Raw genomic sequence first — 24759 nt, 5'->3', positions numbered from 1 at the left:
GAAAAGAGATGCCCCGTCAGGCTCGGATCGATGGAGCTGGCACGCTCCACCACATCATTTGTCGCGGCATTGAGCGCCGTGAAATTTTCACCGATGACTCGGACAGGGATGATTTTGTCTTGCGGATGGGGACGATCCTCGCCGAAACCTCGACGCGGTGCTATGCATGGGCTTTGATCCTAAACCATTTTCACTTGCTGCTACAGACCGGAACTGTGCCCGTCGCCACCGTCATGCGTCGCCTTTTGACCGGATATGCAACCAAATTCAATCGGCGGCACGGTCGACATGGACACCTGTTCCAAAACCGTTACAAGTCAATTCTTTGTCAGGAGGAGCCTTACCTTCTGGAGTTGGTACGCTACATCCACCTGAATCCGCTCCGTGCCGGGGTTGTGTCTTCACTGGAAGAACTGCGGGAGCATCGCTATTGTGGGAATAGCCGCATTTTCGCACGCAATGGTGATGCGTGGTTTGCAGCCCATGAAATACTCGGCCGGTTCGGAAAGCGACCGAATACAGCTCTTCAGGCCTATGAGGCATTTATCACTGACGGTGTAGCACACGGCAGACGCGATGACTTGACAGGCGGCGGTCTGTTTCGGAGTTCGGGAGGTTGGAGTGCCGTCATATCGGCGCGGGCGGGCGGCATCTTCCTGAAGAGCGACGAGAGGATTCTCGGAGACAGTGATTTTGTGGAGAGGATTCTGGAATCTGCGAATGAAGAGATGGAGAAGAGAGCACGATACTTCCATCTGGGATGTGATCTCGAAAAACTGGTCTTAGTGGTTGCAGGCGCCCTCGGCATCAATCCGGCCGAAGTGGAAGCGCCAGGGAGGCAACCGCAACGCGTCGAGGCTCGCAGCCTCTTTTGCTACTGGGCTGTCAGGGAACTTGGAAGTACATCGACGGCTTTGGCCAAACGGCTTGGGCTGACTCAGCCAGCTGTAAGCCTAACGGTTGGCCGTGGGGAAAGGTTCGCTGCCGAGAGAGGGTGGCGTCTTGATGATTTTCTGAGCAAAGCTTTGGAGGATGCAGGAAGTAACTTATAAATTTATGGGCGTCCCCCTTGACTGGGCCCCTTGACTGGGCGATGACATAACCAGAGCAGTGGAGCGGTGAACCCGCTCACCGCCCGGTCCGTTATACAAAATCGAATAAAAGACCGAATTATTTTGCGGGCTGATGAGGCCCGAATAAAGCCGAGAAACTGAGTGTTCCACTAGGGCACCATTACCCAGGAGGAAGCGATGACTGACGAACAATTGATGGTACTGAAAGACTCCCTCGATATGCTAACCGCCGCAACAATCGTGAATGCTACCTACACGGCCCGACTCATCGAACTTCAAGGAGGATTCGACCAAGAAAAAATCAGTCCATTACTCAGCGAAACAAACCAGCTCATCAATGGTTTGAAGAATATTCGACGAGTCGAAGACCTTTGCAAGGCGCAGACAAACCCGGAGTAGAAAGACAAATGCGGTCATGTTCAGCAAACAACTCCTCACGAGTCATGGAAGCGAGTTTGCTGTAATCCGCGACAATCCTCGCTGAAATACTTGAAACAATATCCTTTGCCGTCATTCTGATTTCCTCCTTTTCTCTCCCCGAAGAGAGGTTAAGGAGCCGGAGGACATGGTATAACCACGTAAATACACCGGCCTGACAGCCGGTGATTTCCGGCCCCGTTGTCTGATAAAAAAATCAATCTGAAAGGAAGAAAATATCATGACAGGGCTGATTGGTTTGTTGGTCATCGGAGCGATTGTCTGGTTCGTCTGGAAAACGATGTATAGGGACAACGCTAAAACTACTACGCAGGGTGAGAATATCCTCGTTCAGAAATGGAAAGCCAGTCCAATTGTAGTCAAGGGATTACTGATTCTATTTGGCCTTGGTGTTATCGCCAATGTTCTTGAAGAAAAGAAAAACCCACCGCCACAGGCCTCAGCTCCACCACAGGTAAGTGAAAAATTCAAACAAATGCCTCCCGGTGAACATCTGATTAACGCAAAAAAATCAATAGAAAGTAAAAACTATGACGCTGCCAAAACCCACCTTGAAGCAATTCAAAAAAATGCCTCTGAATATTCGCAAGTAGCAGCGCTTCAACAAGAGATATCAGAAAAACAAAAAACGCAGGAAGCTGAAAACAAAGTAACTTCTGATGATAACAAACTGAAGGAAATGGAAAAGAGAACCAATGATCTTCGTTCTAAAATGAAGAAGTATTACGCGAATGCAGATGATGTTAAACAAGCAATTCAAGATGTTGCAGTACTCACCATTGCTAAAGAGGCCTATTCAACCCGAAAAAACGAAACTGGAAAAAGAATATATTCTAAGACTGCATCATTACTGCCTAAAGTGCAAACAGCATTGCGTGATGCTTATGCGTCTTCAGTAGAAGAGATATTTGTCCGAACCGGAATGGATGCACAAGTAAGAGCAACAGGAGACAACAAGAAGACCCTTCGCATCAAATACGCATTAATGTCACAACCACTCGTCTACAAATTTCAGAACGAAATTCATATTGATGAACAGGCTAGGGCCGCAGGTTTCACGAAACTGTTATACACCAATGGCTTCGAAAGTTCTCTCGGTAGAACGTGGACTGTCAACTTGAAATGAATCAGATACGACAGCCAACCATCGGGTGGTGCGGAGCACCCTTCGGGGACGTTGGTCACTTATGCTAACTTACATAGGATAACTATCTGAAAAACCATGCCACGAACAGCGCGAATCAAACATCTAAGGGGACGTAGTTGATTAGTTGAGTAGTGAAGGGTAAGTCAACAAATCAACTACGTCCCCTGGTGGCCCGCGCAACATCCGAAAACGGGCTCATTACGATTGTTGCGGCGAAGTAATAGAGAAGAGAGAAGAGAATGCCCCCAACGGCGCCAGCAGGGGAGGGCGCAAGCGGGGACCGATAATCCCGGGAGGCTCCATGAAGCTTAGCATTTCAGTATTGCTGATGATTCTGCTGGTCGCCGGTTCGTGCGGGGCCGAAATGTACCGCTGGGTCGGCGATGACGGTTCGGTGACCTTCAAGGACACGCCGCCGCCGGCCGCGAAGAAGCGCAAAAAGACGAAGGTTTACTCCGATGCCGATTTCGCGCCGGCTCCCTCTCCGGCTGCCGCCACGGGGGCTGCGCGCCCGGCACCGCAGCGCTCCGCCCCGGCCGCTCCGCAGTCGAAGCGTTTCACCGGGACCATCGAAATGTACGTGACCGACTGGTGCCCCACCTGCAAAATGGCCAAGCAGTACATTGCCGCCAAAAACTACCCGGTTGCCATCTACGATATCGAAAAGGACCAGAGCGCCAACGCCCGCTTCCGCGAACTGGGCGGACACGGCGTCCCGCTGATCCTGGTCGGCTCCAAGCGGATGTCCGGCTTCTCGGCCCAGCTGCTCGAACAGTACCTGGGGAACGAGTGACCGTGCTTCCGGTACCTGCACCCCTGGCGATTGCCGCATCATGAGCTGCTGCCCGCCCGCCTTGCGCGGCGGGCGCCCGGCGCATGACCGGCAGGGAGGATTCCGCATGTCTGACACCTGGTCGTCGCTGCTTGCCGCAAGCCGTCCCGAGATTGCCGTGGCCGGCGCTGCTTCTCCCGCCATCCAGATCGACCTGCAGTCCCTTGTCATCCGGGAGCGGGCGGATGGTGCGACCTCCTGCGAAATCACCCTCAACAACTGGAGCGCCAGCGGCGGCTACCTCTTTGCCGACAGCGCCGTTTTCGATCTCGGGCACCAGCTGCGGGTGACGCTCGGGACTGCGACTCTCTTCAGCGGGGCGATCAACCGCCTCGGTGCCGGCTACCGCGAGACGGGCGGCCACACGCTCACCGTCGTTGCCGAAACGAAGCCCGTCACGCGGATACGACGCCGGGTGGCGAAAAGCTGGAGCATAACGTTGGGACAGGCCCTGCGGGAGGCGGCACTCGACCGTGCCGGCGGGACGATGGCCGGCGCCGCGGTGGCCGAGGTCAACGGCTCGTTGCACGTCGGCGACGCAGTCACCCTGCAGGCGGTGCTGCCACGGTTCGCCGGCACGTATACCGTTACGGAAGTGCGGCACCTCTTCGATCTGCAGGCCGGCTTGAGAACCGGCTTCTCGGTCAGCCGGCCGGCTTAGCCGGCTTCCGGCAGCGAGCCGGGCCGGCCTGTCCTTGCCCCGCCCGGTGGCTGCCGCCGGCAAACGGTTTCCAGTTACCGGATCCTTTCCCTTCTCTCTCTCCTTTGTCACCCTGCTGGTTGTCGGCCGAACACTGTTTTTCTCCCATTGGCAAAAAATAATCATCCGAGGTTACTATATATAGTAACTTTTAGTGATCACTTGAGTTTTGTTCGAAAAAGCGCTTTGTGGTTGCCGCGGCATGTGCTAGATTTTTGGTACTCGATCGGTTGCCGCCCGCAATACCGACGGGACGGTGGCCGGCTTTACCGACCATCGCAACGCCATCGTCTCCAGCGGCTTGGCCGCCGCCATCCTGTGGATTGGTACCCTCCTCCCAAAACCTCCTACGAATGTACTGACGAACGGCCATCTCCACCGGCCGGAATGTCTGCTAAAAGAGAAGATTGTTGTTAATTGGCCTGCTGCCAAGGAGGTGACATGTCTGGCACAGCGAGGCTGCCGATGACCGCAGCCAATCCCCCGACCTCGATCTCGCTCCGCCCCGTTACCGATGACGACCGGGAGTTTCTCTTCCGGCTCTACGCCTCGACCCGCGCCGAAGAAAAGTCGCTTGTCGGCTGGCCGGACGAGCCGTGGGAAAGCTTCCTGCGGATGCAGTTCCAGTTGCAGCACGCCCAGTACATGCAGAGCTACCTGAATCCCTCCTTCGACATCATCCTGGCGGACGGTATCCCGGCGGGCAGATTCTACGTGGATCGGCGGGATACGGAATACCGGCTGATCGATATCGCACTGTTGCCGGATTTCAGGCAACGCGGCATCGGCGGCAATCTCCTGAACGCACTGCTGCGGGAAGCCGGGCGGCATGGCCTGCCGGTCAGCCTGCATGTGGAGAAGAACAACCCGATTCTCGAGTATTACCAGCGGGTCGGCTTCCGGGTTGAGGAAGACAAGGGGGTCTACCTCTTCATGGTCCGCCGGCCGGCGGTCGCGGGGGAGCAAGCCTGACAGCATATTTACAGCGCAGAGGAGGAAAAGGGGATGGCAGGTTTCAGGAAAGAGGATTTCGAGCCGCATATCGCGACCGCCTTCGAGGTGGCGCCGGTCGACATGGCGCCGGTAACCGTGGAACTGGTGGAGGTCAGTGCGACAAGCTCCGCCATGCTGGAAGGATTTTCGCTCGTGTTCAAGGGGAGCCCGGCATCCGTATTCCGGCACAATACCCACACGGTGCGGCACCCCGTCATGGGCGAGATGGCGTTGTTCCTCGGCCCGATCCATACCGGGCATACGGATGCGGTCTATTATCAGGCAGTTTTCAGCGCACCGCGGGAGCGATGACCGGCGGGAGAAGAGGAGGACACAGCACGTTGCATTGCAGTTGGCTGGCTGTCCCGAGCAGCTTGGCCAGGACGGCCGAGAAGTTTATCTTCCCACAGACAGGAGGAAACGATGAGCGATTGTTTTATCGGAGAAATCAGGATGTTCGCCGGGAATTACGCGCCGGTGAACTGGGCGCTGTGCGATGGTCGCACCCTGAGGGTGAATGATTATCAGCCGCTTTTTGCCCTGATCGGCGTCACCTATGGCGGGGATGGCGTCACCACCTTCAACCTGCCGGACCTCCGGGGCCGGGTGCCGCTCCACAAGGGACAGGCGCCAAACCTGACTGCCAGGCCGCTCGGCAGCTCGTTCGGCACGGAGCTGGTGTCGTTGCAGGTCGCCAACATCCCGAACCATACCCATGCCATCAGCGTTGGCGGGGATGCCACCACCACGGCCCCGGCCGACAACTACCCGGCGAACAGTGCCGCCTTCAGCCTTTACTCCGACGCCACCTCCGACGCCCCCATGAGCGGGGTTGCCGTGGAGCCGTCTGCGGGTGCCGCTTTCCCCCATGACAACGTCATGCCGGCCCTGAGTGTCAATTTCATTATTGCGCTGGCCGGCGAATATCCCCAACAGTCCTAGAAAGGAGAACAGCCATGGGCGATCCGTATATCGGCGAAATACGCCTGCTCGCATTCAACTTTGCTCCGCGGGGGTGGGCGACGTGCGACGGCCAACAGGTGCAGATTCAACAGAACCCGGCGCTGTACAGCCTGTTAAGTACCATCTATGGCGGCGACGGCCGGACCACCTTCAACCTCCCCGACCTGCGGGGGCGGACGATGATCCATCGCAGCCAGACCTACCCGGAAGGGGTGACGGGGGGGACGGAAACCGTTGCCCTGACCGCCGCCTCCCAGCTGCCGGCCCATAGCCATGGCCTGCTCGCCAGCAGCGCCGCCGGCAATAGCAACGCTCCCGGCGGGAACCTGCTGGCGGCGGTGGCGGATGCTACCAACAGCAAGTTTGCCTACGCCACGGAGAAGGCGTCGCCGGCGGCTTTCCTGGCGCCCGCTTCGCTCGCTCCGGCCGGCGCTTCCGCGGGTCATGAAAATATGCAGCCCTCGTTGGTCGTCAACTACTGCATTGCGCTGACCGGAGTATATCCTCCCAGAGATTGGTGAAAAGGAGAGAGAGACCATGTCCGACCCATTTTACGGAGAAATACGAGCCTTTGCCTTCACCTACGCCCCTTACGGCTGGGCCACCTGCGACGGCCAACTGATGCAGGTTCAACAGAACCCGGCGCTGTTCAGCATTCTCGGCACAACCTATGGCGGCGACGGCCGGGCGACCTTCGGCCTGCCGAATCTGATGGGACGAGCACCCATGGGGTGCGGTGCCGGGAAGGGACTGACCCCCCGCGACTGGGGTGATGTCGTTGGCGAGTCCTCGGTGACGTTGATGGAGAACGATTTCCCGCCCCACAGCCACACGCTGAATGCCGTTGCGGCCAATGCGGACCAGACAGCCGTGGCGAGTCATTATCTGGCGGCGGGAGGGAATCCGGGGAAAAAATTCGCGGCGGTGAACACCTATCAATCGCCGGCGGCGCCCGATGTCCGTCTGGCCGCCGACGCGGTGCAACTGGCGGGCAGTGCCCCGGGTCCGATTCCCCACAATAATATGCAGCCGTATCTGCCGGTATTGCTCTGTATCGCGCTGACCGGCGTCTGGCCCCAGCATCCGTAACAACGAGTATCGAACCGTCACTGCTGTCTCCGGGGAGAGAAGCTGCTCTTCTCTCCCCGAAACGAAACAAGGATAGGCGAATCGCCTGCCAGGAGGTACGCTCCATGTCGATGCTGCGCACTAAACTTTATTTGCTCATGACCGTAGCTTTGGTCAGCCTGTTTTTCCTACTCGGGCCCGTAGCGGCTTCGGCAGGGGAGCATTCGATCGTTTTCATCGACGCCGGCGTGCCCGATGCGCAGCTGCTGGCAGAGGGCGTCCGGCCGGGCACGGAGGTGGTCCGCCTCTCCGCCGGCGGCGATGGGGTGGAGCAGATGGCGGCGTTCCTGGCAGGAAAGAGCGACCTCGATGCCGTCCATGTCATCTCCCACGGTGCCAGCGGGGTGCTCCGCCTGGGGGCGCTGACGCTGACGTCGCGGAACCTGCAAAACCACGCCGCCGACCTGGCGACAATCGGCAATGCCCTGAAACGGGACGGCGATATCCTGCTCTACGGCTGCAATGTCGCCAGGGGGGCGGCGGGGCGGCAATTCATAGCCGCCATCGCGCACGCCACCGGGGCCGTCGTTGCCGCTTCAACGGACCCTACCGGCGCGGCAAGCCTGGGCGGGAACTGGGACCTGGAAGCCAGCACCGGCACGGTTACCGTCGCACACCTGTCGTTCGGGGAGGGCTACCGCGCCCTTCTCGATGTTGCCTACGATTTGACACGCTTTGGCACGATCAACTCTTCCGGGACAAGCGTGTCGGATAGTTACTTCACCTTTACCGGGCATGAACTGAACGGCGACAACAGCAATATCATCAATGTCGATTCGTACGGCGTTTACCTGGACATAAACGGTACCAATACCTCGACGCAGGGCACGATCGATATCACGCCGGTCGTCGGCGGGGGTGTTTTTACCATAAAGTCCGTGACGGTCGGTGTGTATCCTGGTCCCAGCTATAGCTATACCTTCTCGATCAGGCTGGACAATAATGCCACTCCCGTCGCAACGTTTACGGTCAACTCTTCAAGCTACGATTCCATCGACGCCAACGGCAACTATTCGAAGACCTTCACGCTCACGCCGACCTCGGTCAGTGCCGTTCATGTCGATATTACCCAAGGGTCCAGTGGTGGCGGCGTCGGCAATAGCACGTCGCTGACGGGATTTGTCGTCGCCGATTATCCTGCCCTGCCACCAACGCCGGCCGTTACCGGCATAAGTCCGACCAGCGGCCCAACCGCCGGCGGTACCAGCGTCATCATCACCGGCACCGGCCTTTCCGGGGCCTCCGCCGTCAAGTTCGGGGCCAATAACGCTACCAGCTATACCGTCGATTCGGCGAGCCAGATCACTGCCACGGCGCCGGCCGGCACGGCCGGGACGGTGGATGTCACCGTCACCACTGCGGGCGGGACCAGTGCCACCACTGCCAGTGACCAGTTTACCTATCTTGCACCGCCCACCGTTACCACCGGGGCGGCAAGCGGCATCACCGCCGGCGGCGCCACCCTGAACGGGACGGTCAATGCCAACGGCGTCAGCAGCACGGTTACCTTCGACTACGGGACGACTGTCAGCTACGGCAGCTCGGTCACGGCGGCGCAGAGTCCGGTGACCGGCGCTGTCGCCACCGCGGTGTCGGCCGCCGTTTCCGGCCTGACCTGCAACACCGCCTATCACTTCCGGGCCAAGGCGGTAAGCAGCGGCGGCACCGTCACCGGCAGCGACCAGACCTTTACCACCGGGGCCTGTAACGTCGCTCCGACCTTCGTCGGCGCGACGACGGCGCTGACGGTGAACCAGAACGCTCCCGCCACGGATATCACGGGGCTGCTGCACGTCAGCGATACCGATTCGGGCCAGACGGAGACCTGGAGTCAGAGCGCGCCGCCGAGCCACGGCGCCTTGAGCTTCGTCGGTGCAACGGCCTCGTCCGGCGCTACCGACATCGCCCCCGGCGGCACCATCACCTACACCCCGGCGGCGGGATATGCCGGGAGCGACAGCTTTACCGTCCAGGTGAGCGACGGCGCGGCCACCGCCACCCGGACAATCACCGTCACGGTTCTCGCCCCTCCTACGGTGACCGATGCCAATATCGGCATCAGCGGCGCCACGGGGACCGGCGGCGCCTACCGGATCGGCGACACCGTCACCGCCACCTGGAACAACACCGCCGGCGGTGACAACAATGCCGGCATCAGCGGCGTGACGGTGGACTTCAGCCAGTTCGGCGGCGGTGCTGCCGTGGCGGCGACGAACAGCGGCGGCAGCTGGACCGCTACCTACACCCTGGTCGCCGGCGCCATCGACGCCAGCAACCGCAATGTCTCGGTTACCGCCACCAACAGTGCCGGCAGCACCACCACCGCCGACACCACTAACGCCATCGTCGACACCATCGCGCCAACGGTCACCGTTGCCAATATCAGCATCAACGGTGCCACCGGCACCGGCGGCGCCTACCGGATTGGCGACACCGTCACCGCCACCTGGAACAACACCGCCGGCGGCGACAACAACAGCGACACCATCAGTAGCGTCACTGTCGATTTCAGCCAGTTTGGCGGCGGCTCCGCCGTGGCGGCGACGAACAGCGCCGGCAGCTGGACCGCCACCTACACCCTGGTCGCCGGGGCCATCGATGCCACCAACCGCAATGTCTCGGTTACCGCCAGCGACAATGCCGGCAACAGCACTACCACCGCCGCCACCAGTAACGCCACCGTCGATACCATCGCGCCGACGGTCACCGACGCCCGCATCAGTATCAGCGGTGCCACCGGCAGCGGCGGCGCCTACCGGATCGGTGATACCGTCACCGCCACCTGGAACGACACCGCCAGCGGCGACAACAACAGCGACACCATCAGCGGCGTGACGGTGGACTTCAGCCAGTTCGGCGGCGGCTCCGCCGTGGCGGCGACGAACAGCGCCGGCAGCTGGACCGCCAGCTATACCCTCGTTGCCGGGGCCATCGATGGCCCGAACAAAAACGTCGCCGTTACCGCCACCGACAACGCCGGTAACAGCACAACCACCGCCGACACCAGCAACGCCACCGTCGACACCATCGCGCCGACGGTCACCGCTGCCAATATCAGCATCAGCGGTGCCACCGGCACCGGCGGCGCCTTCAAGATCGGCGACACCGTCACCGCCACCTGGAACAACACCGCCGGCGGCGACAACAACAGCGATACCATCAGTAGCGTCACCGTCGATTTCAGCCAGTTTGGCGGCGGCTCCGCCGTGGCGGCGACGAACAGCGCCGGCAGCTGGACCGCCACCTACGCCCTGGTCGCCGGGGCCATTGACGCCACCAACCGCAATGTCTCGGTTACCGCCAGCGACAATGCCGGCAACAGCACCACCACCGCCGACACCAGCAACGCCACCGTCGATACCATCGCGCCGACGGTCACAGCCGCCCACATCGGCATCAGCGGCGCCACCGGCAGCGGCGGTACCTTCAAGATCGGCGATACGGTCATCGCCACCTGGGACAACACCGCCGGCGGCGACAACAATGCCGACATCAGCGGCGTGACGGTGGACTTCAGCCAGTTCGGCGGCGGTGCCGCCGTAGCGGCGACGAACAGCGGCGGCAGTTGGAGTGCCACCTATGTCATCGCGGCCGGTGCCCTCAACAGCGCCACCAACCGCAACGTCGCCGTCACCGCCAGCGACAACGCCGGTAATACCACCACCGCCGCCGGCAGCAGCAACGCCACCGTCGACAACGTGTCCCCCACTGTCACCACGGTCACCGTCCCGGCCAACGGCAGCTATACCGCCGGCCAGAATCTGGACTTCACGGTCAGCTTCAGCGAGAACGTCACCGTCACCGGCACCGATTCCACCCTCGGGCTGACCGTCGGCGCTACCCCCCGGACGGCCGCCTACCTGGCGAAGACCGCCACCGGCATCACCTACCGCTACACGGTGCAAAGCGGCGATCTCGACAGCGACGGCATCGCCGTCGGCGCCCTGGCCCTCAACACCGGCACCATCACTGATGTCGCCGGCAACAGTGCCGACCTCACCCTCCATGGTGTCGGCGCCACCACCGGCGTGCTGGTCGACAGCCTGATCCCCATCGCCACCGCCGCCACCGCTGTTACCGCCAGCGGCTTCAGCGCCACCTGGGGAGCGGTAACCGGCGCCGGCGGCTACTACCTCGATGTGGCCACGGACAGCGGCTTCACCAGCCCGGTGGCCGGCTACACCAACAAAGACGTCGGCAACGTCACCACTGCCGCCGTCAGCGGCCTTGCCGCCACCACCACCTACTACTACCGGGTGCGGGCCTACAACGGCAGCGGCACCAGCGGCAGCTCCAACATCATCAGCCAGCTCACCGCCCCGGCTGCCCCGACGGCCAGCGCTGCCAGCGCCGTTACCTTCTCCGGTTTCACCGCCAATTGGAACAGTGCCAGCGGCGCCAGCGGCTATAAGCTGGATGTGGCCACGGACAGCGGCTTCACCAGCCCGGTGGCTGGCTACGCCAACAAAGATGTCGGCAACGTCACTACTGCCGCCGTCAGCGGCCTGACCGCCAATACTCCCTACTACTACCGGGTGCGGGCCTACAATAGCGGCGGCACCGGTGCCGACTCCAACACCGTTGCCGTCACCACCGCCACCACCCGTGTGGTCACCACTACCAATGACAGCGGCGCCGGTTCGCTCCGCCAGGCCATTCTCGACGCCAATCCCGGCGATGCCGTCACCTTTGCCGGCGGCCTGAACGGGCAGACCATCACCCTCGTCTCCAGCCTCACCATCGACAAGGACCTGACCATCAGCGGTCCCGGCGCCGGCCAGCTCACCCTCAGCGGCGGCAACGCCGTCCAGCTCTTCCAGGTTGCTGCCGGCACCAGCTTCACCCTGGAGAAACTGACCCTCGCCGACGGCAGCGCCGTCACCGGCGGGGCGCTCAGCGACAATGCCACCGCCACCACCGCCATCAGCGGCTGCGTCTTCAGCGGCAACAGCGCCACCGCCACCGGCGGGGCCATCAGCGCCGCGGGGACCATAACCGTCAGCGACACCCTGTTCCGCAATAACAGCGCGGCCAGCGGGGGGGCCATTGCCACCGGCGCCACCCTCAGCCTGACCAACGTCACCATCAGCGACAACAGCGCCACGGCCCAGGGCGGCGGCATCGCCAATAGCGGCGGGGCGGCCACCCTCGTCAACGTCACCGTTGCCAACAACAACGCCACGACCCTGGGCGGTGGCATCGCCGTCGCCGGCGGCACCCTTGCCATCAAAAACAGCATCGTCGCCGGCAACAGCGCCGCTACCGGTCCGGACATCGCCGGCACCGTCACGTCCCAGGGCTACAACCTGATCCAGGATTCCGCCGGCGCCACCATTACCGGCGACAGCACCGGCAACCTGACCGGCCAGGACCCGCTCCTCGGCACGCTGGCCGACAACGGCGGCCCGACCATGACCATGGCGCTGCTCAATAACTCCCCGGCCATCGACGCCGGCGACTGCACCGGCGCCCCGACCGCCGACCAGCGGGGGCTGAGCCGGCCGCAGAACGGCTCCTGCGATATGGGCGCCTACGAACGGGGGCTGCCGGCCAGTCTCACCGCCACCGGCGGTTCCGGCCAGCTGGCACCCCCCACCGTCGCCTTCGCCGCCCCGCTCACTGCTGCCGTTGCCGACGCCCTCGGCGGGCCGCTCGACGGCGTCACCGTCACCTTCACCGGCCCGGCCAGCGGCGCGAGCATCGCCGCCAACGGCAGCGCCACTAGCGATGCTGCCGGCAGCGCCGCCTACGGCGTCGCCGCCAACGGCACGCCGGGGAGCTACACCGTCACCGCCAGCGTTGCCAGCCTGACCGCCACCTACACCCTGACCAACGGCACGCTGGATCAGAGCATCACCTTCACCCCGCCGGCCACGGCCACCTACGGCGATGCCCCGCTCGCCCTCTCCGCCACCGCCACCTCCGGACTGCCGGTTTCCTTCAGCCTCACCAGCGGCCCGGCAAGCCTCTCCGGCAACCTCCTGACCATCACCGGTGCCGGCAGCATCGTCGTCACCGCCACCCAGGCGGGGAATGCCACCTACAGCGCCGCCCCCGCCGTCCAGCGGACCATCGTGGTCGGCAAGGCGGGCCAGACGATCAGCTTCGGCACCGCGCCGAGCGTGGTGGTCAACGGCAGCGGCACGGTCAGCGCCACGGCGACCTCCGGCCTGGCCGTCGCCTTCACCTCCACCACCCCGGCGGTCTGTACGGTGAGCGGCACCACCGTCAGCGGCCTCACGGCCGGGACTTGCACCGTCGCCGCCAACCAGCCGGGGAGTGTCAACTACAACCCGGCCCTCCAGGTAACCCAGAGCATCACCGTCGGCAAGGGGAGCCAGACGATCAGCTTCGGCGCCGCGCCGACCCTCACCGTCAATGGCAGCGGCACGGTCAGCGCCACGGCCACTTCCGGCCTGGCCGTGGCCTTCACCTCCACCACCCCGGCAGTCTGCACGGTGAGCGGCACCACCGTCAGCGGCCTCACTGCCGGGACCTGCACCATCGCCGCCGATCAAGCGGGGAACAGCAACTACAACCCGGCCCCCCAGGCCACCCAGAGCATCACCGTCGGCAAGGGGAGCCAGACGATCAGCTTCGGCGCCGCGCCGAGCGTCGTCGTCAACGGCACTGCCACCGTCAGCGCCACGGCCACTTCCGGCCTGACCGTCGGCTTCACCTCCACCACCCCGGCGGTCTGTAGCGTCACCGGCACCACCGTCAGCGGCCTCACCGCCGGGACCTGCACCATCGCCGCCAACCAGCCGGGGGATAGCAACTACACCGCCGCGCCCCCGGCCACCCAGAGCATCAGCATCGGCAAAGGGAGCCAGACGATCAGCTTCGGTAGCACACCGTCGCTCACCGTCGGCGGCACCGCCACCGTCAGCGCCACCGCCACTTCCGGCCTGACCGTGGCCTTTAGCAGTACTACCCCAACCGTCTGCACGGTGAGCGGCACCACCGTCACCGGCAAGGCGCTCGGCACGTGCACCATCGCCGCCAACCAGGCCGGCGACGCCAACTACAGCAGCGCGCCCCAGGTCACCCAGAGCATCACCGTCGTCTACGGCACCACGCCGCCGACCACCACGCTCTCGACCCTCTCCAACAACGCCGTCACCACCGTCACCACCCAGAACGTCAGCGGCATCGCCCGCGACCCGGCGGGCATCCGCTCGGTCACCGTCAACGGCGTCGCCGTCACCGTCAACGCCGACGGCAGCTTCAGCTATCCGGTGCAACTCGTGGCCGGGGCGAACACCGTTACCGTCGTCGTCACCAACAACGCCGGCGTCAGCAGCACCACCAGCCGGACCATCACCCTCGACGCGACGGCACCGCAGCTGACGGTTGCCACCCCCGACGACAACGCCGTCACCTACCAGCAGAACATCGCCGTCAGCGGCAGCATCAGCCCGCTCGACGCCACCACCGTCGTCAGCTGGTCGGTCAACGGCGCCACGCCGCAGCTGGCCGCGCTCACCGCCAGCGGCTACGCATTCACCGCCACCCTGCAGAACGGCCAGAACACCATCCTGATCACCGCCACGAACGGCGCCGGGCAGACCGTCGAAATCAAGCGGACCGTCACCCTGGCCACGGCCTTCTCCCTGGCGGTCAGCGACCCGGCCGCCGACATCCGGACCGTCCTCGGCAGCTACACCCTGGCCGGCACGGTCGCCGACAACACCACCCCGGTCGCCGTCACCGTCAGCGTCAACGGCCAGAGCTACACCCCGGCGGTAGTCAACGGCAGCTTCCAGCAGCCGCTGACCTTCAGCGAAGCCAAGGTCTACCAGGTAGCGGTCACCGGCGTCGACCAGAACAACACCAGCGTCACCGTGCAGCGGAACATCATCTACACCCTGCCGACGGCCACCGACACGGCGAAACTCACCGTCGTCGACGCCCTGCAGGCGCTGCGGATGACCGTCGGGATCATCCAGCCGGACACGAGCCAACTGACCCGGCTCGACGTCGCGCCGATGGTCAACGGCATCTCGGTCGGTGACGGCAAGGTCGACATCAGCGACGTCATCGTCATCCTGCGGATGGCCATCGGCGCGATTCACTAACGAGCGAAATGGAAATATACCTGAGGAGGAAAGCATGAAGAGAGTACAGCACCTGATCGGCGTGATCCTGACCCTGGCGGCCCTGGCCGGCTGCGGCGGAGGCGACGGCAGCAGCACCCCGTCGACCGGCGACTACGTCTTTCCAGCCGGGACGGCCACCGTGACCTTCAGCGCCATGAGCACGGCGCAGCTGCCGGCGTCGATCAGCGGCATCGACTTCACCCTGACGCTGCCGGTGGGGATGGACGTCACCACGACCACCGGCGGCAGCGGGCAGATCGTCACCAGCACGCTCACCCCGGGGAGCGCGCTGAGCGGGACGAACCTGGCCTACGGCAACTACTCGGCCTCGACGCGGAAGGCGTACCTGACGATGGCGACCACCAGCGACAGCTACCGTTCGGGCGAGTTCCTGCGGCTGGCGTGCACGGTGGGGACGGGGGCGAGCATCACCCTGAGCGGGCTGCAGGCGCTGAATGCGCCGGTAACGATCGTCAAGGCGGTGGGGTACGACACGCTGACCAACAGCACCGTCGACCTGACCGACAAGCTGGCGGTAACGATCGGCGCCGTGCGGTAGCCGGGAAGAGCCGGGCGGCTGCCCCGGCTCGCCAACCTGCCGACGCCCCCGCCGTTCCCTTCGTGGAATGGCGGGGGCGTTTTAATAAATATTCTTAACTCACCTTTTTCCCACCAAACCGCGTCACTAAAAATAGCCAGTAACCGTTACGGTTCGATCTTCGTCCCAAGCAGCTTCAGGAAGGCGGCCAGCCAGGCGGGGTGGGCCGGCCAGGCCGGGGCGGTGACCAGGTTGCCGTCGGTGTGGGCGCCGTCCATCGGGAGTTCGACCCAGCTGCCGCCGGCGCTGCGGATTTCCGGGGCTACCGCCGGGTAGCCGTTGCACTGCCGCCCCTTGAGGACGCCGGCCGCCGCCAGGAGCTGGGCGCCGTGGCAGACGGCGGCGATCGGCTTGCCGGCCGTGGCGAAGTGGCGGACAGCCGCCAGCACGTCTTCGTTGAGCCGGATGTATTCGGGGGCGCGGCCGCCGGGGATGACCAGGGCGTCGTAATCTTCCGGGCGGAGGTCGGCGAAGGTGGCGTTGAGGGTGAAGTTGTGGCCGCGCTTCTCGCTGTAGGTCTGGTCCCCTTCGAAGTCGTGGATGGCCGTCCGGACGAATTCGCCGGCCTTCTTCCCCGGGCAGGCGGCATGCACCTGATGCCCGACCAGCTGCAGCGCCTGGAAGGGGACCATCACTTCGTAATCTTCCACGTAATCACCCACCAGCATCAGAATCTTCTTCGTTGCCATGAGCTCGTTCTCCTTGTCGAACCGTACTCTGGCCGACCGACTGCCGACCATGGCTCAAGTCTACCACGTTTTCCCGCCCGGTTCAGGCGAGGCCACACGCCCAGGCAAGCCCGACAACGACGAAGACCGCCGGCAGCAGGTTGCCGACCGGGATGCGCTTCAGCTCCAGCATGTCGAGGGCGATGGCGACGATCAGCAGGCCGCCGGCGGCGTTCATCTCGACGATCACCGGTTCGGTCAGCACCCCCTTGGCCACCTCGGCGGCCAGGGTGATCCCCCCCTGATAGAGGGCCACCGGCAGGGCGGCGAACAGCACGCCGATGCCGAGGGTCGAGGCGAGGGCGATGGAAGCGACGCCGTCGAGGGCGGCTTTGGCGTAGAGGATGGAGGGCTTGCCGCCGAGGCCGTCCTGCAAGGAGCCCATGATCGCCATGGCGCCGACGCAGTAGAGGAGGCTGGCGGTAACGAAGCCTTCGGCGATGTTGCCGGCGCCGGCATAGCGTTCCTGCAGCCAGCGGCCGAAATTTTCCAGCCGCGCTTCGATCTGCAGCAGCTCGCCGAGTACGCCGCCGATGATCAGCCCGCCGATTACCAGCAGCGGCTGGCGGCTCTTCAGGGCCAGTTGCAGGCCGATCAGCAGGACGGTCAGTCCTAGCCCGGCCATCACCGTCCGGCGGGTTTGGGCGGGGACGAAACGGCCGGCATAGCGACCGATCAGGGCGCCGGCGCAGATGGTGGCGACGTTGGCGATGGTTCCGGTGAGAATCATGGGGACTCCTTGCGGGGAATGTCGCCGTAATAGCATGGCTGCCGGCGGCTGGCAACGAAAAATGCCGGTTGGCGGCCGCCGGTGAAAAGAGGATGGTGACAAGTGGCCTCGCTGCTGTTAGCATAGATAGTCGACCGGTCTAACGAACGACGGCAGCGGGGCAAACAAGTTGGAAGGCAAAGGGGTAACGGGTGTCGATGGGGGCGAATGATCAGCTGGAGAAGGTTGGAGAACGGCTGCGGCTGATGCTGCGGGCGCTGCATTCCCGGAACTACCGGTTGTTTTTCGCCGGCCAGAGCGTCTCGCTGGTTGGCACCTGGATGCAGCAGGTGGCGATGAGCTGGCTCGTCTACCGGCTGACCGGCTCGGCGCTCCTGCTTGGCGTCGTTGGCTTTGCCAGCCAGATTCCGACCTTCCTCCTGGCGCCGGTGGCCGGGGTGTTGGCCGACCGCTGGCGGCGCCGGCCGCTGCTGATCGCTACCCAGACACTGGCCATGGTCCAGGCGGCGGTGCTGGCGGCCTTCGTCCTGGCCGGTACGATCCCGATCTGGCTGATCATCGTGCTGAGCGCGCTGCTGGGGGTGGTCAATGCCTTCGACATCCCGATCCGTCAGTCGTTCGTGGTGGAGATGGTGGAGAAAAAGGAAGACCTGGGGAATGCCATCGCCCTCAACTCGTCGATGGTCAACGGCGCTCGGCTGATCGGCCCGTCCATTGCCGGAATCCTGGTCGCCACCCTCGGCGAAGGAGTCTGCTTCCTGATCAATGCCGCCAGCTACCTGGCAGTGATCATCGCCCTCGCGGCAATGCGGCTCCGGCCGGTGCCGCCGCGTCCCGGCCGGAAGCATGTCCTCCACGAGTTGCGCGAGGGGTTCGGCTACGCCTTCGATTTCAAGCCGATCCGCTACATCCTGATGCTGCTCGGCCTGATCAGCCTGATGGGGATGCCGTACGTGGTGCTGATGCCGATCTTCGCCAAGGAGGTCCTCCATGGTGGCGCCCATACCTTCGGCTTCCTGATGGCTTCGGCCGGGATCGGCGCCTTCGGCAGCACCCTCTACCTCGCTTCCCGCAGGAGTGTCCTCGGCCTCGGCCGGGTGATCGCGGTGGCCGCCGGCGTCTTCGGTCTCGGCGTAGCCGGTTTCGCGCTCTCCCGCTCGCTGGTCCTCTCGCCGTTGTTTCTTGCCCTGGCCGGCTTCGGCGCCATGGCCCAGATTGCCTCCAGCAACACCATTCTCCAGACGATCGTCGACGACGACAAGCGGGGGCGGGTGATGAGCTTCTTCACCATGTCGTTCATGGGGGCGACGCCGATCGGCAGCCTGCTGGCCGGCGCGGTGGCCGACCGGCTCGGCGCCCAGAATACCCTGCTGCTCGGCGGGCTCGCCTGCCTGCTCGGCGGGGTGCTCTTCGGCCGGCAGCTGCGGCATCTGCGGCCACTGGTCCGGCCGATCTACGCCCGGCTCGGCATCATTCCCGAGGTAGCGGCGGGGATGCAGGCGGCGGCAGACCTCACGTCCCCCCCCGAAGACCCTTAGAGGGCTCGCGTCCGTCTTCACGCCATCTTCGCCGTAGCGCTGCTCCGCCTGCGGTGTCGCTCGGTCGGCCGCGACGAATCTGGCGCAAATCCGAACGCGATGCACCGTCCGGTGGTTCGTCGCCGCATTCGAAACCGAAAAGCTCCAATCTTCCGCAAGCTCCCATAAACTCCCTCCCCCTCTGATGGGGGAGGGCTGGGGAGAGGGAGAAAAATGGCGGCTCGTCAGTTAGAACGGGGGGTGCCGTTGGTGACGCCGAAGATGGTGGTGAAACCGCCGTGGAACTCGTGCTGCATGCCGCTGCTCCGGGGCGGGGCGGCGGGCGGCGGGGAGGTGGTGACCGGGTTGGCGGCGGGCGGCGTTGCGGCCGGGTCGGCGGTGGGCAAGAGGTTGCTCGGCAGTGCCGTGTTGCCCGGCTGTGCGGGAGGGCTGGTGGGAGCGGCCGGCGCAGCGGTTGCTGCAGCGTGGCCGACGCCGGTGGTGACAGCGACGAGGAGGGCGGCGGCAATGACGGTTCTTCCGGGCATGACGGGCTCCTGTGCTATTCGATCAGCAGGAAGGCGTAGCGGTTCATTTCTTCGCCGTAGCTGCCGAGCACTTCGATCGGGTAGCCGAACTTGGCGACGGTGGCGAAGACGTCGACTGCCATCGCCTCGGCCGAGGGGCGGGCATGCTTCTGATTGCGGCAGTTGGCGCGGCTGCGGGCGCATTCCCGGCAGAGCTTGCAGTTGTCCATGAACATCAGGAAGGCCTTCTGATAGCCGGCGACGAAGACCGACCGCTCCAGTTCCAAGAGCTGCCGGTTCAGCTCCCGCGACCAGCCGTGCCGTTCCTCCGGGTCGTCGAGCCGTTTGGCGAAGTGGAAGATCGCCCCGAGGCGGTATTCGCGGAAAAAGTCGCGGCACTCGGCCACCGAAGGGGTGTTGGGCGGACAGGAGGCGTTCCGGCCGTAGTCGCTGCAGCCGAACATGCACTTCAGCCGCACCCACTGGCCGACGACGATCTCGGCGGGGTCGATCCAGCGGAAATCACGTCCCCCGCCTTCCTGAAACAGTTTCTGCAGCAACGCCTGATCCGCCATCTTCCTTCTCCTTCGCTTCGCTTGGACACCGACCGGTCCCTGCCGGTCCGGGCGCCGTCGTCATCCCATTAGATGGCAGAGATTCGGGCGAATTGCAAGCGGAAGGAGCTGGCGGCGGCGCGGCCGGGCGTTCCCGGGGCGCCGCCGTTGAGAGAGGGGCGGGGTGGCTAGCCCATCCGGAAGCGGGCGGTGGTCGACACCAGACTGGCGGCGGTCTGCTTCAGTGTCTCTACCGTGCCGAGCACGCTGCGCGATACTTGTTCCACCGCCCGGGCCGAGCTGGAGGTCTGTTCGATGTTGTGCGACACTTCCTGGGAAACGGTCGACTGCTGGTCGATCGCCACGGCGATGTGGGCGATCTGGTCGTTGACCGACTGCACCTTGCCGTCGATGCTGACAAAGACCTCTTCGAGCCGGCGGATGTGATCGGAGGCGACCGCCACTTCGCCGAGGGCGCTTTCCATCGTTTTGGCCGTCCGGCCGGCATCGGCCTGCACCGTTTCGATCCGCCGGGAAATCTCGGCGGTGGCCCGGACGGTCTTTTCCGCCAGTGCCCGAACCTCGTCGGCGACTACCGCGAACCCCCGGCCCATTTCGCCGGCGCGGGCCGCCTCGATGGCGGCGTTGAGGGCCAGCAGGTTGGTCTGGTCGGCGATGTCTTCGATCACCGAGACGATCTCGCCAATCTCGGCGGTACTGCCGTTCAACTGTTCGATCATTGCCGCCAGCCCGCCGGTGGCGTCGTGGATGCGCTTGATCGCCCCGGTAGTGTCGCTGGTGACGCCGCGGCCGTTTTCGGTGGCACCGATCGCCTCCTGGGAGTGGCCGGAGACGTTCCGCGCCCCCTGGGCGATCTCATCGATGGTCTGGCTCATCTCCTCCACCGCCGTGGCTGCCTGGCTCGCCTGGACGCACTGCTGCTCCAGCTCCCGGACGGTCGAGCGGGCCCCTTCTTCCAGGCCGCTGACCACCGTCGCTACCTCGTGGGAGGAGTGGACGGTCAGCTCCACCAGGCCGCGCAGAGCGCTGACGGTTTCTCCGAGCGCCCGGCAGAGGTCGCCGACTTCGTCCCGGGCCGGATCGGCAACCTGGATTGCCAGGTTTCCTCCGGCTACTTCGCTGAGCGACAGGGCGACGGCTGCCAGCCGCTGGGCGATGTTCCGAACCATGAACAGTGACAGGATGATGCTGGCGACCAGGATGACGCTTACCCAGGCGATGGCGAAATACTTCTTCTGCTGGAAACCGGCGATCCGCAGGCCGAGCAACAGATCGAGTTCGCCGATGCTCTGCTGCCACAGCTCGCTGGCCTTGGTCACGGCGGCGACGGTCCGGCTTTCGAATGCTGCGGCGTCGATGGTCGGCCGGTCGCCGGCGATGATCTCTTTCTCGATGGTGTCGGCCACACCGTTGACGGCAGCCACGGTTGCCTCAAGTAGCGGCCCGACCTTCGGCTTGAGGTTGCCGGCGCCGTTGTTGGCGTAGGCCACCCCCATGCCGCGCTGCAGTTCGCCGATATTGAAACGGAGCTGGCCGAGCAGCACCACGAAGCGGGTCTTGGCGTCGGCCGACACCGTGCCGGCGGTCAGGCTCTCCCGGGCATGAATGATCAGCTGGCAGAGGATGTCCTCGATGGCCGGCAGCTTGAGCAAGGTGGCGTCCATGGCGTAGTAGCTGTCGAGGTCGGGATCGAGGATCAGGTTGGAGGTGTCTCCCACCTGGGAGATGAGCGCCTGGATGTTCTGGTAGGTGGCGGTAAATGCCTGGCGGTCCGCCGGCTGCTCCGCCAGCGGTTTCCAGGCGGCAAGCAGGGCGTCATACTTTTCGCCGGTCTTGAGCGGCCCTCCCAGGGCCCGCTCCGTGGTTTCCAGCTCCTGCAGTGCGGTGGCAACCCGCTCCCGGTCCGCCCCGGCCGCCGGGGTGCCGGCATCGAGGTGGTAGCGGGGAACGGTGACGAGCAGCTGGTAGAGCGGCCGGAGATAGCGATCGCCGCTGATCTCCTTGGCGGCGAAGTCGATGGCGATGTTCTTTTCGGCGACGAGCAGGTAGAGCAGAATCGCAATCGGGATGGTCAACGAACAGATGATGATCATGAATTTACCGCGAATCCGCAAGTTGTGAAAAATCTGCATCAGCCTTCTCCCCCTTTGCATTGCAAATGACCGGCAAAAACGACAAAAGGCAGCGGCCGCTTCACGATTGTGCTGCGGCGCTGCCTTCTTTGGCAGGACTGATCGGTTGGCGGGCCGGCGGCTTGCAGGCCGCCCGTTGCCCCCCTATGTTGCGGTGTTGCCCTAGGTATTGCTATCGGTGCCGGTGGGGATATCTTGAGGAAAAATGTTTAATTATTGCGGATTTCGCGAACACTGTTTGATAAAGGCGAAGGATTCCCGGCTGTTGCGGCGGCGGCCGTCGGGGCGAACGATTGAGGGGTGTCTGCCGATACGGAATGGCAGCAATTGTGGCCGCCGGCACGCCTCGAACAGCCGTTTCAAGCCGTTTTATTGCTTGACATGGGTGGGGGATTTACGTAAAAGGAATCACATTAGTATTTTATGGAACGTGCCCATCGGTTCCAGGGAGGGAACCAGCCCTTTCGCCACTCGATCGCCCCGACGGAGTTGCTCCGCCGGGGCTTTTCTGTTGTGGCCGGCGCCTGCGGCTGCTACAGGTCGCCGGTCAGCTCCTGCAGCAGGTAGACCTTCGGATTGAGCTCCCGGACGCAGGCGACGATCTCCCGGAGTCCCGCCTCGTCGACCCCCTCCTCCAGATCGCACCCCTGGAACCAGGGATACCCTTTCGGCAGTGCCGTGTAGGTCCCGTCGCGGAGCAGCGAGACGTCGACCACTTCGTTGATCCGTCCCTCCGCCTCCCACGGGTCCCGATAATTGAACTGCCGGGCGATGATGTGCAGCCCGAGGCCGTTGGCGAAGAGCGCCTTGACCTCGAAGGAGAAATCCCGCGGTGAGCCGTAGCTTTCGGAGCGGCCCGAGCGGGCCATCACCGTCGCGCCGGCGGCTTCGAGCAGCTCCCTGACCGAATCGGCGGTCATCGGTTGGGTGTCGGTCATTGCTTCATACCTCCAGTCTCATTGCCACTCCCCAGGGAGCCGGTTTTTCGCCGTCGCTGGTCAATACCCAGAGGGTGGGGAACTCCATCCGTTCCGGCACTGGGCCGATGCCGTCGGTCAGGTAGATCACCGCCGCCGGGCGCGGCTGCATGGTCCTGGCATAATCGAATACCGGCCGGAGATCGGTGAAGCCGCCGCCGTGATAGACCTCGGCGACGGCGGTACTCCCCCGGAAGGTCTCGATCCGCTGGACGCGGCTGTTGGCGTAGAGCACGGTCAGCTGCGCCTCCCGCCCCCGGGAGATCCGGACCAGCTCGTGGGCGAAGGCCTCGCGGAGGGCGACGATATTGGTGGAGTCGCTGACGTCGATGCCGATCAGCAGGTTCAGCCGACGTTTCTTGCGACTTCCCGGCGTGACGTGGGCGAACCGGCGGTGCTCCTTCATCCAGGTGGTTTCCCGGCCGGTCCGCCCGGCGGCGGCGACGAACTGGCGGAGGATTTGGCGCCAGGGGATCGGCGATGGCCGAAGCAGCCCTTCGACCACCCGGCGGATGTCGGCCGGCACCTCGCCGTCGCACTTTTGCCAGGCGTCGCGGGTCAGCCCCCGCACCACCTCTTCCGCCAGCCGGAGCGGGGTGCTCTCGGCGTCGTCCCATTGGCAGTGGTCGTCGACCAGTTCCCCGGCCGGCATTTCGTCGCGGCCGGCGCCGCTCTTTCCCCCTTCATCCCGGGCGGCGTCGCCGATGCCGGCGCCGTCGAGGCCGCCGAGGTCGAAGGGGTCGACCAGTTGGGCATAGTATTCCTCGGCTGCCAGGCCGTCGGGAAGGGCGAACGACGCGGGCAGGTAGGCCTCGGCCGGCAGTTGTGCAATCGTCGGGTTGATCGCCAGGTCGCAGGCGATGTCCCAGTCGCCGGCGTGACGTCCCTTGCGGCGGGACATGTGTAGATGGAGGAGGTGCTTGATGACGTGTTCCAAAAGCCCTTCCTGGATCGCCGGCGGTGCAGCGGCAAAGCGGGGGGAGACGGTCAGGGTCGGCACGCCGTCGCGGATGGTGACGCCGAGCGGTGCGGCGGTCTCCCCTTCCAGCCGGCGGAGGCCGAGCAGGAACTGGCCGTAGAAGGGGCGGCGCTTCAGCAAACGGACGATGGCGTTTTCGAGTATTGTATCGGACATGGCTTCGTCTTGTTCGTCAGTTGCTCTGCAGTGTCAGCCAGGCGACGGCGGCGTAGCGGAGCAGTTTGCCGCTGCCGACCAGCAGGGAAAAGCGGCCGAAGCCGACCCGGAGCAGGCCGCCGACCAGGCAGAGCGGGTCGCCGACCACCGGCAGCCAGGAGAAGAGCAGCGACCAGGCGCCGTAACGCCGGTACACGCGCTTCGCCCGATCCTCGGCCGCTTCGTCGATCCGCAATACCCGGCGGACCAGCAGCGTCCCGCCGTAAAGGCCGATCAGGTAGGTGGTGCAGGCGCCGAGATAGTTGCCGGCGGTGGCGACGGCGACCGCCAGCAGCGGGTCGCCGCGGCGCAGCACCAGCAGCACCAGCAGCCACTCCGACCCGAGCGGGAGCAGGGTCGAGGCGAGGAAGCTGAGGAGAAAGAGGGCCGGATAACTGTGGCTGGCGATCAGCTGCTCCATGATCTAA

Annotated in this window: 21 protein-coding genes; 13 read left to right on the top strand and 8 right to left on the bottom strand. The window is 64.1% G+C overall.

Annotation, left to right across the window (positions count from 1 at the left end):
- Positions 1–8 precede the first annotated feature (8 nt).
- From QMN23_RS17735 to QMN23_RS17680, 12 genes are all read left to right on the top strand, one after another.
- On the top strand, positions 9–1052 hold the full coding sequence (locus QMN23_RS17735; RefSeq protein ID WP_282000660.1) for a transposase: 1044 nt from the start codon (positions 9–11) through the stop codon (positions 1050–1052).
- A gap of 198 nt (positions 1053–1250) precedes the next feature.
- Positions 1251–1472 (top strand): hypothetical protein, encoded by a 222-nt coding sequence (locus QMN23_RS17730; protein WP_282000659.1) that lies wholly within the window; start codon positions 1251–1253, stop codon positions 1470–1472.
- 259 nt (positions 1473–1731) lie between these two features.
- The gene (locus QMN23_RS17725) at positions 1732–2637 is read left to right on the top strand and encodes a hypothetical protein (RefSeq protein ID WP_282000658.1); all 906 of its coding nucleotides are present in this window, start codon (positions 1732–1734) and stop codon (positions 2635–2637) included.
- 322 nt (positions 2638–2959) lie between these two features.
- The gene (locus QMN23_RS17720) at positions 2960–3451 is read left to right on the top strand and encodes a glutaredoxin domain-containing protein (protein WP_282000657.1); all 492 of its coding nucleotides are present in this window, start codon (positions 2960–2962) and stop codon (positions 3449–3451) included.
- A gap of 106 nt (positions 3452–3557) precedes the next feature.
- A complete protein-coding gene (locus tag QMN23_RS17715) occupies positions 3558–4151 on the top strand; it encodes a hypothetical protein (RefSeq protein WP_282000656.1) in 594 nt (197 codons plus the stop codon).
- 480 nt (positions 4152–4631) lie between these two features.
- Complete coding sequence (locus tag QMN23_RS17710) at positions 4632–5162, top strand: GNAT family N-acetyltransferase (RefSeq protein ID WP_282000655.1); 531 nt, start codon at positions 4632–4634, stop codon at positions 5160–5162.
- 33 nt (positions 5163–5195) lie between these two features.
- Positions 5196–5495 (top strand): DUF6916 family protein, encoded by a 300-nt coding sequence (locus QMN23_RS17705; RefSeq protein WP_282000654.1) that lies wholly within the window; start codon positions 5196–5198, stop codon positions 5493–5495.
- A gap of 111 nt (positions 5496–5606) precedes the next feature.
- Positions 5607–6125: a phage tail protein gene (locus tag QMN23_RS17700; protein ID WP_282000653.1), complete on the top strand. Its 519-nt coding sequence runs from the start codon at positions 5607–5609 to the stop codon at positions 6123–6125.
- A 14-nt stretch (positions 6126–6139) separates the two neighbouring features.
- Entirely contained in the window at positions 6140–6667 is a 528-nt protein-coding gene (locus QMN23_RS17695; RefSeq protein WP_282000652.1) for a phage tail protein, read from the top strand.
- A gap of 16 nt (positions 6668–6683) precedes the next feature.
- A complete protein-coding gene (locus tag QMN23_RS17690; protein ID WP_282000651.1) occupies positions 6684–7235 on the top strand; it encodes a phage tail protein in 552 nt (183 codons plus the stop codon).
- 104 nt (positions 7236–7339) lie between these two features.
- Positions 7340–15352: a DUF4347 domain-containing protein gene (locus QMN23_RS17685; protein ID WP_282000650.1), complete on the top strand. Its 8013-nt coding sequence runs from the start codon at positions 7340–7342 to the stop codon at positions 15350–15352.
- A 34-nt stretch (positions 15353–15386) separates the two neighbouring features.
- Complete coding sequence (locus QMN23_RS17680; protein WP_282000649.1) at positions 15387–15932, top strand: hypothetical protein; 546 nt, start codon at positions 15387–15389, stop codon at positions 15930–15932.
- A gap of 146 nt (positions 15933–16078) precedes the next feature.
- On the opposite strand, the gene QMN23_RS17675 is transcribed toward QMN23_RS17680, so the two are convergent.
- Both QMN23_RS17675 and QMN23_RS17670 read right to left on the bottom strand, forming a co-directional pair.
- Positions 16079–16660: a DJ-1/PfpI family protein gene (locus QMN23_RS17675; protein WP_282000648.1), complete on the bottom strand. Its 582-nt coding sequence runs from the start codon at positions 16658–16660 to the stop codon at positions 16079–16081.
- 82 nt (positions 16661–16742) lie between these two features.
- On the bottom strand, positions 16743–17429 hold the full coding sequence (locus QMN23_RS17670) for a DUF554 domain-containing protein (RefSeq protein ID WP_282000647.1): 687 nt from the start codon (positions 17427–17429) through the stop codon (positions 16743–16745).
- Positions 17430–17626: 197 nt separating this feature from the next.
- Between QMN23_RS17670 and QMN23_RS17665 the strand changes: the two genes are divergently transcribed.
- Complete coding sequence (locus QMN23_RS17665) at positions 17627–18967, top strand: MFS transporter (RefSeq protein ID WP_282000646.1); 1341 nt, start codon at positions 17627–17629, stop codon at positions 18965–18967.
- Positions 18968–19191: 224 nt separating this feature from the next.
- On the opposite strand, the gene QMN23_RS17660 is transcribed toward QMN23_RS17665, so the two are convergent.
- From QMN23_RS17660 to QMN23_RS17635, 6 genes are all read right to left on the bottom strand, one after another.
- A complete protein-coding gene (locus QMN23_RS17660) occupies positions 19192–19494 on the bottom strand; it encodes a hypothetical protein (protein WP_282000645.1) in 303 nt (100 codons plus the stop codon).
- Positions 19495–19508: 14 nt separating this feature from the next.
- Positions 19509–20048, bottom strand: coding sequence for a DUF2284 domain-containing protein (locus QMN23_RS17655; RefSeq protein WP_282000644.1), 540 nt, complete (start codon positions 20046–20048; stop codon positions 19509–19511).
- Between the two features lie 167 nt (positions 20049–20215).
- Complete coding sequence (locus tag QMN23_RS17650; RefSeq protein ID WP_282000643.1) at positions 20216–22180, bottom strand: methyl-accepting chemotaxis protein; 1965 nt, start codon at positions 22178–22180, stop codon at positions 20216–20218.
- A gap of 533 nt (positions 22181–22713) precedes the next feature.
- Complete coding sequence (locus QMN23_RS17645; protein ID WP_282000642.1) at positions 22714–23118, bottom strand: hypothetical protein; 405 nt, start codon at positions 23116–23118, stop codon at positions 22714–22716.
- A gap of 4 nt (positions 23119–23122) precedes the next feature.
- Positions 23123–24292 (bottom strand): vWA domain-containing protein, encoded by a 1170-nt coding sequence (locus QMN23_RS17640; protein ID WP_282000641.1) that lies wholly within the window; start codon positions 24290–24292, stop codon positions 23123–23125.
- Between the two features lie 16 nt (positions 24293–24308).
- Positions 24309–24752: a YqaA family protein gene (locus QMN23_RS17635; protein WP_282000640.1), complete on the bottom strand. Its 444-nt coding sequence runs from the start codon at positions 24750–24752 to the stop codon at positions 24309–24311.
- Positions 24753–24759 lie beyond the last annotated feature (7 nt).

Source organism: Geotalea uraniireducens, from assembly GCF_027943965.1.
GTDB lineage: Bacteria > Desulfobacterota > Desulfuromonadia > Geobacterales > Geobacteraceae > Geobacter > Geobacter uraniireducens.
Note: the sequence above shows the minus strand (reverse complement) of the source record. Positions and strands in the feature narration are given on the sequence as shown.

Coding starts and splice junctions, on each gene's coding strand:
- QMN23_RS17725 (WP_282000658.1), top strand. CDS start 1,732: ATGACAGGGCTGATTGGTTTGTTGGTCATCGGAGCGATTGTCTGGTTC.
- QMN23_RS17690 (WP_282000651.1), top strand. CDS start 6,684: ATGTCCGACCCATTTTACGGAGAAATACGAGCCTTTGCCTTCACCTAC.
- QMN23_RS17735 (WP_282000660.1), top strand. CDS start 9: ATGCCCCGTCAGGCTCGGATCGATGGAGCTGGCACGCTCCACCACATC.
- QMN23_RS17650 (WP_282000643.1), bottom strand. CDS start 22,180: ATGCAGATTTTTCACAACTTGCGGATTCGCGGTAAATTCATGATCATC.
- QMN23_RS17635 (WP_282000640.1), bottom strand. CDS start 24,752: ATGGAGCAGCTGATCGCCAGCCACAGTTATCCGGCCCTCTTTCTCCTC.
- QMN23_RS17640 (WP_282000641.1), bottom strand. CDS start 24,292: ATGTCCGATACAATACTCGAAAACGCCATCGTCCGTTTGCTGAAGCGC.
- QMN23_RS17660 (WP_282000645.1), bottom strand. CDS start 19,494: ATGCCCGGAAGAACCGTCATTGCCGCCGCCCTCCTCGTCGCTGTCACC.
- QMN23_RS17665 (WP_282000646.1), top strand. CDS start 17,627: ATGGGGGCGAATGATCAGCTGGAGAAGGTTGGAGAACGGCTGCGGCTG.
- QMN23_RS17695 (WP_282000652.1), top strand. CDS start 6,140: ATGGGCGATCCGTATATCGGCGAAATACGCCTGCTCGCATTCAACTTT.
- QMN23_RS17730 (WP_282000659.1), top strand. CDS start 1,251: ATGACTGACGAACAATTGATGGTACTGAAAGACTCCCTCGATATGCTA.
- QMN23_RS17680 (WP_282000649.1), top strand. CDS start 15,387: ATGAAGAGAGTACAGCACCTGATCGGCGTGATCCTGACCCTGGCGGCC.
- QMN23_RS17710 (WP_282000655.1), top strand. CDS start 4,632: ATGTCTGGCACAGCGAGGCTGCCGATGACCGCAGCCAATCCCCCGACC.
- QMN23_RS17670 (WP_282000647.1), bottom strand. CDS start 17,429: ATGATTCTCACCGGAACCATCGCCAACGTCGCCACCATCTGCGCCGGC.
- QMN23_RS17705 (WP_282000654.1), top strand. CDS start 5,196: ATGGCAGGTTTCAGGAAAGAGGATTTCGAGCCGCATATCGCGACCGCC.
- QMN23_RS17645 (WP_282000642.1), bottom strand. CDS start 23,118: ATGACCGACACCCAACCGATGACCGCCGATTCGGTCAGGGAGCTGCTC.
- QMN23_RS17700 (WP_282000653.1), top strand. CDS start 5,607: ATGAGCGATTGTTTTATCGGAGAAATCAGGATGTTCGCCGGGAATTAC.
- QMN23_RS17655 (WP_282000644.1), bottom strand. CDS start 20,048: ATGGCGGATCAGGCGTTGCTGCAGAAACTGTTTCAGGAAGGCGGGGGA.
- QMN23_RS17675 (WP_282000648.1), bottom strand. CDS start 16,660: ATGGCAACGAAGAAGATTCTGATGCTGGTGGGTGATTACGTGGAAGAT.
- QMN23_RS17720 (WP_282000657.1), top strand. CDS start 2,960: ATGAAGCTTAGCATTTCAGTATTGCTGATGATTCTGCTGGTCGCCGGT.
- QMN23_RS17685 (WP_282000650.1), top strand. CDS start 7,340: ATGTCGATGCTGCGCACTAAACTTTATTTGCTCATGACCGTAGCTTTG.
- QMN23_RS17715 (WP_282000656.1), top strand. CDS start 3,558: ATGTCTGACACCTGGTCGTCGCTGCTTGCCGCAAGCCGTCCCGAGATT.